We start from the raw sequence: 10,650 nt of genomic DNA on the forward strand, positions 1-10,650 counted from the left end.
CCCACGACTCGATCGAGCGACGCTCCCGTGAGCGCTAGCTGGTCAACTTCAAGTCCCATCCTCCTGTTCCTTGCATAAGTCGTCACACGCCCACTCCCCCGGTGCCGTCCAGGCCCGGTTGCGCTGCCTTGGGGGGACGGCCTCGCCAAGGTGAACCAAGGCAGTGGACTCGGGAGAGCGTCAATATGCCGGAGCAACAAGGATGCAGCGCAACGGGATGCCCCGCCGATCGCTAGAGCGAAACCGACATGCGCGCGGGGCCGTCCATCGCATCTCAGGACCCAGTTAGCCGGCGACCGGTATGACGCCACTTCCAATTGGCCCCAGCCCTCAGCGGAGATTTCCCACGAGGCTCATCAAGTGGAATGGCCTCGATGCTGATACGGCCCCAACAAGAGCGTGAAGGTTCACCGCCTCGACGTGACTTGCAACGCGTAGAGCAAGATCCGCTTCGTAACGAACGCCCCATCGATCGGTCTGGCAATGACCGTCCTACCCGAGCGTGAGACTCTTGTCGCCAGCGCCTACCGCGGCTTCCAACCTCATCCGACTGCCTGTGCGGTGATGCACGGTGCATCACCGGCGGGTTGCCACCTCCCTGGATCCTGGCGCATTGGTTTGGTCCCATTTGGATCGGTCATGCCGCCGTGATGCGCGGTGCATCCGGCCAGATCCCGTGAGGTGGTGTGTGAAAGGTCGCGACTCCTCGGGGTATACGGTCCGCGCTGCGGGCGCCCCCTCTTCGGGTTCTGCAGCGGCGATGTTGCCGCCAACGGAGTGGGCCAGATCGTCGCGGCCCGTCACAGGCACGGTGCTGACCTGGTCCGGCCCGAGGTGGGTCGCGCCCGCGGTGATGCACGGTGCATCACCGGTCGGCAGCGGAACGCTCACCTGGGCGTGAGACTCTGTGTGGCCACAGCCTCCCCCGCCTTGCATCCTCATCTGACTGCCCGTGCGGTGATGCACGGTGCATCACCGCCGACATGCCACCCGCCTCGCTCCTGCGGTATTGATTCGGCCCGGTTCGGGGTGGGATAGGCCTTCGGTGATGCACCGTGCATCACCGAAGGCCTCGACAACGGAAGGACTCGGCCGCGCGGGCGGTCAAGTAGGCGACGAGCCGCGCTGAGCGACTCCCTTGCGGTGATGCACCGTGCATCACCGCGAAGCGTGTTGTGTGGACCTCGCCTCGCCCCGGGGATCTTGACTTGGCCCGGCATGGGGTGGGTTACGCCGACAGTGATGCACGGTGCATCACGGCGAGATCCGTGAGGTGGTCTACGAAATGTTGCGTGACTCCTCGAGACATGCGGTCCGCTGCGTCCTCTCCGTTCGGGTTCTGCAGTGGCGGTGTTACCGCAAAGGGGCAGGTAAGAACGTCGAGGCCCATGACCGACGCGGTGGGGCGCCACCGCTTCGCACGGGCGGTGTTGACTTGGGAGTGGGGTGCGCCTTTGGTGATGCACCGTGCATCACCAAAGGCCGACAGGGAGTCGACAGGGAAGGGACTCGGCCACGTCTAGCGGTCAAGTGGACGACGAACCAGGCTGATCGCGAATCCTCTGCGGTGATGCACGGTGCATCACCGGTTGGCAGTGGAACGCTTACCTGGGCGCTGGGACTCTTCGCTGCCGAACCTAACCGCGGCTTGCAACCTCATCCGACTGCCTGGGCGGTGATGCACCGTGCATCACCCGGAGTTCAAAGCGATGTGATGCACGGTGCATCACCGCATAGGCGACACGCCGCCGGAGATATCAAAGGAGGCAGATCGATCCCAGTACGCTCCATCTAAATACATGCAAAGCATGCGCAGAATGGAGGATGATGAGCGCCGGAGTGACATCCGAAATGGTGGCCGCCAGTCCATCGACCGGTCCGGCCGCGACCAAGCGAAAGCCAGCCGCGCGCAAACCGGCAGGCAGGAAGACAGCGAGTCGGTTCCGAAAGTTCGCTGGCGGCGAAGAGAGTGAGGAACTCGCGGCCGCCGCCTCCGGTGATGTAACTACTACGCAGGCGAATGGTGATGCAAACTCGGGCGGCATCACCGCCGCGCTGGCCGGATTGGCTGCAGCCGACGGTCAGACCGTTGTGCAGGTTCCGGTTCTCCAGACCGCCCCGCACCCGTTCAATGACCCGGACAGGTCCAAGCCTCAGACTGGCGACCCAAAGTGGGATGAACTAGTCAATGGGGCCAGGGCAAACGGCATCAAGGTTCCCGCACTGCTGGTAACGCGCGAGGGATTCCTCGCGGAGCGGCCTGACCTCGCTCACGCTATCGGTGACGATGCCGAGTATGTAGTCATCTATGGGCACCGTCGTCGTGCGGCCGCCATCGCAGCCGGCCTGGCAACGATTCCTGCGGTAATTGACGACGCCGTGATGGACGATCACGGCGACCTCGACGCCATGACGCTGGAGAATCTCGGACGCCAGGACCTTTCGGAGATCGCCGAGGCTCAGATGTTCGCTCGGTACTCCGAGTTGGGAATGGGCCAGCGTGCCATCGCGGACAAGCTGGGCGTCGATCAGGCGACGGTGTCAAGGCGGCTGTCGCTGTTACTCCTTGCCCCCGAGGTCCAGGCTGCGATTGCGGAGGACTCGATTCGAAGCGCCGAGGGCGCCGCTTTGGCGGGCGCGCTCCCCTACGGTCCCGCACGGAGCTGGCAGAAGAAGCCAGACCCGGCGCAAAGCTCGGATACCCGTCGTTCCGAGCAGCTCGCGGCGTTCACGCTGATTTCTGATCGCGGAATGAGCCCGACGCGCGCGGCTGAACGTGTGCTGACGGAACGGAAGTCCCGAGAGCAGGCATCGGCTGCGGGACTCGATATCGTGGATCCGCGCGAGCGGTTCGGTGAGAGCTTCCATGAGCATCGACTGTTCGAGGTGTCCGATATCGATCTCGCGAGCACCAAAGTCGTTGGCGCGATCGACCCCGGGCAAGGAACGCTTGTCTACTACGCCGTCGACAAACCCGCTCGAGCCGAAGACAATGCCGACGAGTTGGCCGCGAAGCGGGAAGCGGAAGCAGGGGCGGCGGCAGCGAAGGCGCGTCGAGAAGCGGGCAAGAAGCTCGCGGCCTCCGTTCCGTCACGGGAGAAGTTGGTGACCTTCTTTATCGACCAATACGCCTATGGCATCTCCGCTCTGGCGACGAGCAAGGAGGGGTGGAGGCTGGCGCAGGCATTTGTTGGATTGGAAGGTCTCGACTCCACCGAGTTCCGGGTGAGTGTTGAGAACGGCGACGAGAAGCGCCGCAGTGAGATCGCCTGGGCATGCGCGGTTGCAGGTTACGAACTCGCGGCAGCCGATTCCTCCCGGGAGTGGGGCCGTTCTGATCTCGCGTACTTGGAGTTGCTGTCCGAGCGTGCCGGTTACAAGCCGACCGCATGGGAGGAAGCCCGCCTCGACGCCGCGCGCCGCGCACTGTCTCTCGCCGATTGACGTCGGTGATGCACCGTGCATCACCGAGTTCGCCCCCGCCGCGGGGTGATGCACCGTGCATCACCCATAAGCGGACACCAACGAATTCAGAACCTTCAAACCGCAAGGAGTTCCCGTGGCTACCTACGCAGTAGCAACCCTGTCCGGCAGTGCCGGCAAAACCACAACGGTCACCTCGACCGCCACGCTGCTCGCCCAGGACGGATACCGCGTCCGAGTTCTCGACATGGACAGTCAGGCAAACGCAAGCACCTGGCTCGGATACCCGGAAGCCTCCGGTAAGACCGCCGCCGACGTCCTCCGGCGCAACGCTTCTATCAAAGAAGTCGAACGCCCAGCGCGGGTGCTGCGGGGATACGACGAAGCCGACCAACCCGTGTACGACGAGATCCCCAACTTCACAATCGTCCCCGCCGCTCGTGACACACTCGACAAGCTGATCGTGGAGCTGCCCGCAGTAACCGGTGGTGTCCTTCATCTGCGTGACGCCCTCGAGGAAGCGGATCCTGTCGACGTCACCTTGATCGACTCCCCCGGCTCCTTGAATGTTCTGGTGATCGCCGGCATCCTCGCGACAACCGTCGATGAGGAAGGGCCGTACGGATCGTGGGGCCTGATCACATGCACGAAGCCCTCCGGCAAGGAGAACGAAGGCATCCCGGCGTTGGAGCAGGAACTGCGGAAGATCAAGCGGACCTACCGCGTCGACGTTCCGCTGCTGTCCATCGTCCCCTGCGCAGTCCCCCCGATCGGCGACGTTTACCGTGAGCAGATGGACGATCTGCTGAGCGAATACGAGGACAGGGTGACGCCCCCGATCCGTCGCGCGAGCATCGTGGATGAGGCCTACACGAACTATGTTCCGGTGCCGATCTACGGTTACAGGGCAAAGACGGTCACCAGCGACTACCGAGCTGCGCTGACTCACATGCAGAAGCTGGGGCTGTTCGGACAACGGGCAGTGGTCGCGTAGGGACTGGAGGCCACCTGTGGTGAACGATGTTGGGCGGCACATGCGGCCTTCACGTGGGACGAGCACAGTCAATGTGCCCCATGATCTGCACGCGCTCGCCCGGGCCGCGGTACGCCTCGTGCGTCGCAAGACCGGGCGACCGTACTCGCTTATGCAGTTCACGCAGGAGGCGTTCGCAGCGCAACTGAGAGTGATTGCCGAGACCTACAACGATGGTCGCGCGATTCAGCCCGACGCCGAGCCGTTGGAGCCCGGTAAGGCGGTGTGAGGCAAGGCGGGTGGCGTGGAGAGCTCTAGAGGCAGGCGGAAGGGCCTGTGACAAGTCGTCGATGCAATCGCCGCGGCGGGTAAGCCCTCTGCTGGATCGTCATAGGCAAGCGAGGGCTACCAAGCGAGGGTCGCGAGCCAAGTCGGTGTGGTCGGCGGCGCTGTTCCGGCGCCACGATCGATAGGGCTGGGCTGTCCCCTTCCCGCGTTGATCGTGCCGTGCCGGACGGTGCAGTCAATCGTGTGTTGGACGACGGAAGCGGCTCCAGAGTCCACGGCATGCGTACGCCGTTGCCGCACTGCCGCCGAAGATCAGAAGGATCAGAATCAAGATCGCCGTAACCGACGTGCTGCCCTGGCCACTGACCCATTTCCAGCCCAGCGAGAGGCCGGGCGCCAGTGCCGCGAGACCGACCGTGAGGAGTGCGACCAGACCCACGATCGTGTCTCGGGAGAACGTTGTTTCGGCCACCGCGTCACCATATCGGGACGGGTGTCCGCAGTGACGACCTTTTCCCGGAGGGTCCGCGTGCGATGTGGTGTCCGATGGGCTGGGGACACCACCGCCACTTTGTTGAGGCGACGATGGCTCTCTCCACGACTGGACGCCCCTCCCCCGGTTCCCCGCCCCGTTCGATTATCGATTCGCGCGTGTCCTGGTGCGGTTGCCGTTATTCAGTCTGGTCTGACGCCCAAATAGAGGCGGAGTGCGTGTTCGACCAGCGCGCTACGGCTACCCGCGGACCACTCTTCGGCAAGAGCATCGAGTGTGGCGGTATCGGAGGCGATGATCCCGGCAAGAGGCACACGAGCTTGAATCTCGCTGTGCCGTCGGCGGCGCGGTTGCGCACCTGCCTCGCGCCGCTTGAACAGTCCAGCGCTTGCTTGAGGTTCTGCGGCGCTCCAGTGGCGTTGAAGTTCGCCGGCGTGCCTCTCAACAGCGTCGAGGACTACTTGCCCATAGGGACGCGCCGTTGCGCGGTCACGCTGTCTTTCCTCGAGCGTGAGTTGGCGCAGTGCGGTGTATACCGCCGGGGGGAGATAGACCTCAGGAGGGGCGGTCCGGATCGGCACCGGGCTGCTGTCGCTGCGTGTTTTGGGTTTCCGACGGGGCGCAACGACCGGCTTTGAAGCCTCGGACTGCAGTTGGGGGGCTTCAGATTCAGCGTTCGGCAATTCTGGCGACGCGTCGTCCGACTCGGGGGGATCGGGCAACGCTGCGGGTGACGGTTCCAGTACGGTGGCCGCTGCTTCGCTTTCTTGGTCGTCCGGTGAGGGTGCGGACTGCGGGGCAGTCGTTTCGCCGACCGTTTCGGTGACGATGCTCAGTGTGGGGAGCAGATCGTCGAGATCTCCAAGAGCTCCGGGATCGAAAGCGGCCTTCCGGCGTCGTGCACTCACGCCACTCCCCCGGAGACTTCGTCCTTCTCCGCCGACGCCAACCGGCTGAGAACTTCTCGGGTAAGGGATTGGTAGTCACTCGCGAGACCGGACGGGTCTCGGGACCACAAACGCTCACCGAGGCGCTTCTTGTCGCGCAGCCGCTGGATCCGATTCTTCAGTTGATCCTCGGCGGCGGCGACCAGTTCCGCGGGGGTCAGGTGACGGATCCGGAGATCGACGGCGGCTGCACGATCAGAGCGAATGAAGGTTTCGAACGGCGCAGCGCCGCTACCTTCGAGCAGGTCCTCAACCTGCTCGAAAACTTCACGGTTCCGCGCTGTCGCGCGTGGGTTCGCATCAAAGAGCACGACACCGAGAAGTTGGATGAGGGAACCGTTCTCCCGTGCGCGAAGGTAGCGGGCCGCGAGGAGCTCCACTCCCGACAGGCTTGCATCGTCGTCCTTGGTCGGCACGAGGAGGTAACGCGCGGTACCCAGCAGTGCGTCGAGCAGTGGGGCGTCTCCGGGGCCCGAGTCGATCAGAATCAGGTCGTAGTGTTCGACGGACTGCAATTCGGTGAGGGTGGACACGAGGTTGCCCCGCAGATCCATTCCTGATTGGGCAGCGGTCGCCGCGATCGCGCCGATGACCGCGAGTGCCGGTCCTCCGGGGATGAGATCGAGGTTCGGTCGGACCTCTCGGGTGGGTTCGAGCGGGTGCGCGTACTGAAGGGCCATGCTGAGGCCCTTCCCGCGGTCTCCCTCAACTCCAAGATCGGAGGCTGTGACGTTTGCCTGCTGGTCCGCGTCAACGACGAGTACCCGGCGTCCGGCGGCTGAGACCATGCCTGCGACCGCTGCGACGATCGAGCTTTTGCCGACACCGCCCTTTTGGTTGGCGATGAGCACACTGCGCGGGGGCTGCGTTGGTGACATGCATAGCACGGTACGGCTGGCCGGTCTCCTAGATGGCCAACGACACGCCCCTGTCTAAGGGGGTGCAACACGTCATGAGTATCGCCGTTGCTAAGGCTATTACCCACGCCTGTTCAATGATGGTTGGGAAGGTTGCGCAACAGGTCTTGTTAAAGGTCTTTGTGAATGTTGTTGACAGTGGCCTCATAGGCCGTCTTTCGAAAGGTCGGGTTGATGTTCGTGTACACGGCCTATTCAAGGGCGGTGTATCAGGGCATGGTTAAGGTGGTTGCAGTGGTGGTAGCACAGGGCATAAACAAGGTGACTGTGACGATCATGTCACCTACGGTTTCAGCGGTGTTTGTTAAGGACGTTGCCAAGGCCATACTTAAGGCCATAGATATACGAGCAGTTCAGAGGGTATTTTGTTCGTTCAGATTGGCAGACGTGAACGGTTCACCTAGTGGCGAAATTAGTTCTCTTGTTGCCCGAATCTGCGCGGTGGGGGAGTGGTCTCTGCCTGCTCGACACAGACCATTCGGTGCCACGGTGGATCGTTCCCCGACACGGAGTGGCGAGGTAGGAACCTGGTCTTGCGGACGGCAGCCGAAGGTGGCCTGGCGCCTCTCGTGAAGCGCGTAGCCATAAACCTCCTGTTCAGAAGGGGAAATAACTCTCGTTGCTGAATACTCGGACGGGGGAGCGGGGGTGAGTGCCGGCTGCGGCGTCCTTCGCTGCGCCACCAAGAGTGCGAATGGCGTCCATGTTCAACTCCTGGATCGAGCTGCCACGAACATCTGACCTAAGGCCATATGCAAGGCCATATTGATGGCCATTAGCATGGTCGCCAATCCAGTCTCTTGTTGGCCGGGGCGATCGGTGAAGAGTGTCGCCGAGCACCGCCTGGAATCCGCTCTTAGGTGCGCGGCCACGCCTGGAACCAACCCACATTAGACCCGCCACACCCCTCCCGGTGTTACGTCACTTGACGAAACTCCAAAAGGGGCCGTTCTCCCGCTGTCAAGAAATTGACCGCCCCAGTCTCGGTAAACGGACGCCTGCAAACGGGTCTTGATAGCTCGGAGCGAGAAAAGGGCGTCGGGCACTTCGTCACGTCATCGTCAACGAGCGCAAAGCCGTCGGCGCAGTGCCTCCAACCAGTTATCGCGGTGCCCGCAAAAATGGGGAACCGTCGCACAACTCGTGCTGACCGCAGCCATCACGTCTGATGGCAACGAAATGCCTGGTCAAGAGGTTTCGGTGTGGTTTCTAGCAGTGGGATCTAGGCCCGTCTGCCCCTCGGCGAGCGGTAAGTATTCTGCGGAAACGGCGAAGGCAAGTAGCTAGGTCCAGTCACTTCCACAATCTGTTATCAGACCCACGCTAAAAGGAGCTCAGCACTCGATGTGAGGAAGAGTCCCCAGGTCAGGACCTCTTCCCAGAGTATAGGCGCCATCCGAGCAATGGAAGTTGCGATCGACTGTTGCGGGGAGCTGCCTCGGGTTCCATCAACGTCAGAAGGAAGTGTCAGGGGGTGGTCGTGTGAGGGTGTGGGGAGCGGGGTCCGCTTCAGTCGGCCGCGCGACCGGGGTGATGCACCGTGCATCACCACATCCGGCAAACGAGAACATCGCGTCCGCAGCTGTGCCAGCACGGCACGGCGTGGCGGATCCACGAAAACGACCGCTACGCCTGGAATGATGTGCACGTGAGCAATCACGATGTGTCACGCCCTGCAAGCTCGACGTCAGCGGAGGCCGTGCCTACCGTTCCGTCAGGCGGTGACGCGACGGAGTCGCTGCCGGGAGTTGACGATCGAATCGTCGCCGAACTCGACCGGCTGCAATCTGCCAGCACTGCACGAAATTACCGGCAGGACTGGGTTAGGTTCGCGAGTTGGTGCGCGCCCCGTGAAATTTCATTGATGCCGACCGATCCTCGTGCTGTCGCCGCCTATGTGCGTGAGAGCGCGGAGACGCGGTCCGAGGTGGGCGATCGGATGTACTCCATTGCGACATTGAGTCGGTGGGTGGCGTCCATCAACTATTGGCACCGCGCATCTGGATTGCCCCTGCCCGGTCGGTCGCCGTGTGTCAAAGACGCGCTCGCGAACGCGCGAAGGGCGTACAAGCAGAACGGTGACCGCCCGACCAAACGGGCGCACCCACTTCGTATCGGCGAGCTCGAAGGAATTGTCGATGCGAGCCGTCGTGACGCGACGACATGGGTCAAGCGTGCGCGCGAGCGCCGTGACAGCGCACTGTTGCTCATGGGTTTCGCGGGGGCACTTCGGCGCTGCGAGCTGTCCATGCTCACCATTGCCGACGTGGCCCAGTGCGGAGACGGGGATCTTCGCGTCCAGATTCCAGGTCCGCACGGGGGTCTGGTCGATGGCTTGATCAACCATGTCGAGTCATCGCGGGATCACACAATGTGCGCGCCGTGTGCCTACAGGCGCTGGCTCGAGGTGGTTTCGGCTGTCGACGGCTTCGGTCGTCCAGGTGTGATTCGGTTGCTCCAGCACCACGAGGAGTTCGAAGGCCACGTCTGCCTTTCCGTAGCGCCAGTTGTCCAGGATCCGGCGTTACCGGTTTTCCGTGCGATCCGTGCGAACGGCAACATAAACTCGGGCGCGCTCTCGGGCGCTGCAATTCATGCCGCGATACGGCGGCGCGCAGCCCTTGCCGGCCATTCCCACGAGTTCGTCGAAAGGGTAGGGGGAGAGTCGTTGCGGGCCGGCTCTGCTGCGGGGCGCCTGGACAACGACTCGCAGCGCTGCCGATCTTTGCGCCGCACGGCTTAGAGCGTGTCTCATGTGGGGAGTTTCTTGAAGCAGGTGAGTGCGGCGGCGAGGTGAAGGAAGCCGGCGAAGTGTTCGCCGTGGCGTTCGTAGCGGATGGTCATACGTCGGTAGCCGGTGAGCCAGGCAATGGTGCGTTCGATCTTCCACCGGTACCGGCCGAGGCGGTCGTTTCGCTCGATGCCGCGGCGGGCGATCCGCGGGACGATGCCTTGTTCGCGCAGCCACCGTCGGTGAATGTCGTAGTCGTAGCCCTTGTCGGCGCGAAGCTTTCCCGGCTTGCGTCGGCGTGGTCCGCGCCTGGACTTCGTTGCCGGAATCGCTGCCACCATTGGTTGCAGCATCGTGCTGTCGTGGGTGTTCGCCCCGGTCACGCCCACGACCAGTGGGATTCCGTTTGTTTCGGACAGGACGTGGATCTTCGATCCCTTCTTGCCGCGGTCGACGGGACTGGGGCCGGTCAGCGATCCCCCCTTTTTGCCCGGACGCTTGCCGCGTCCAGGATTGCTGCCGTCCAGTCGAGTTCGCCCGCACTACCGAGTTGGTCGAGCACCTTACGATGCAGTTTTTCGAACACCCCGGCTGCCACCCACGCGGTAAACCTTCGGTGCGCAGTAGGAACCGTGACCCCGAACGAGGGCGGCAGGTGCCGCCACGCACATCCGCTGGTGAGCACGTACACGATCGCGGTGAACACCGCCCGGTCATCGGCCGGCGCACTGCCGCCTCCCTGTGGCCGGGCGACAAAAGGCGGTATCAACGGTTCGACTATCTCCCACAACGCATCCGGAAACAACCTCAGTGACAACTCATCTACCACGCGTCACATTATGTCCCACACATCACTTCATCCACATGAGACACGCTCT

At 63.0% G+C, this 10,650-nt stretch carries 8 protein-coding genes; 5 read left to right on the top strand and 3 right to left on the bottom strand.

What is annotated here, in order from left to right; all coding sequences use genetic code 11:
* Window positions 1-1,827 precede the first annotated feature (1,827 nt).
* The 3 genes from ACNJ7E_RS13600 to ACNJ7E_RS13610 all read left to right on the top strand — a co-directional run bounded on the left by ACNJ7E_RS13600 (window position 1,828) and on the right by ACNJ7E_RS13610 (window position 4,685).
* A complete protein-coding gene (locus tag ACNJ7E_RS13600; RefSeq protein WP_418340108.1) occupies window positions 1,828-3,444 on the top strand; it encodes a ParB/RepB/Spo0J family partition protein in 1,617 nt (538 codons plus the stop codon).
* 115 nt (window positions 3,445-3,559) lie between these two features.
* Window positions 3,560-4,417 (top strand): ParA family protein, encoded by an 858-nt coding sequence (locus ACNJ7E_RS13605; protein ID WP_418340109.1) that lies wholly within the window; start codon window positions 3,560-3,562, stop codon window positions 4,415-4,417.
* Window positions 4,418-4,490: 73 nt separating this feature from the next.
* Window positions 4,491-4,685, top strand: a complete 195-nt coding sequence (locus ACNJ7E_RS13610; protein ID WP_005571223.1) for a hypothetical protein — start codon at window positions 4,491-4,493, stop codon at window positions 4,683-4,685.
* Window positions 4,686-4,919: 234 nt separating this feature from the next.
* Here the strand turns inward: ACNJ7E_RS13610 and ACNJ7E_RS13615 are convergent, their stop codons facing one another.
* Entirely contained in the window at window positions 4,920-5,156 is a 237-nt protein-coding gene (locus ACNJ7E_RS13615; protein ID WP_242323783.1) for a hypothetical protein, read from the bottom strand.
* 239 nt (window positions 5,157-5,395) lie between these two features.
* Here ACNJ7E_RS13615 and ACNJ7E_RS13620 point away from each other — a divergent pair, with 239 nt between their 5' ends.
* Complete coding sequence (locus tag ACNJ7E_RS13620) at window positions 5,396-5,815, top strand: hypothetical protein (RefSeq protein ID WP_418340110.1); 420 nt, start codon at window positions 5,396-5,398, stop codon at window positions 5,813-5,815.
* A gap of 266 nt (window positions 5,816-6,081) precedes the next feature.
* Here the strand turns inward: ACNJ7E_RS13620 and ACNJ7E_RS13625 are convergent, their stop codons facing one another.
* Window positions 6,082-7,002: a ParA family protein gene (locus tag ACNJ7E_RS13625; RefSeq protein ID WP_043792356.1), complete on the bottom strand. Its 921-nt coding sequence runs from the start codon at window positions 7,000-7,002 to the stop codon at window positions 6,082-6,084.
* Between the two features lie 1,687 nt (window positions 7,003-8,689).
* Here ACNJ7E_RS13625 and ACNJ7E_RS13630 point away from each other — a divergent pair.
* Complete coding sequence (locus ACNJ7E_RS13630; RefSeq protein ID WP_418340111.1) at window positions 8,690-9,784, top strand: integrase; 1,095 nt, start codon at window positions 8,690-8,692, stop codon at window positions 9,782-9,784.
* Between the two features lie 8 nt (window positions 9,785-9,792).
* On the opposite strand, the gene ACNJ7E_RS13635 is transcribed toward ACNJ7E_RS13630, so the two are convergent.
* Window positions 9,793-10,601, bottom strand: a protein-coding gene (locus ACNJ7E_RS13635) for an IS5 family transposase (RefSeq protein ID WP_418338899.1) whose coding sequence is annotated in 2 segments (ribosomal slippage) — window positions 9,793-10,268 and window positions 10,268-10,601 — 810 coding nt in all. Because the reading frame shifts where the segments join, the coding sequence is not laid out codon by codon here.
* Between the last annotated feature and the right edge of the window lie 49 nt (window positions 10,602-10,650).

Source organism: Rhodococcus mengyinensis, assembly GCF_048381435.1.
GTDB classification, from domain to species: domain Bacteria; phylum Actinomycetota; class Actinomycetes; order Mycobacteriales; family Mycobacteriaceae; genus Rhodococcus_F; species Rhodococcus_F opacus_D.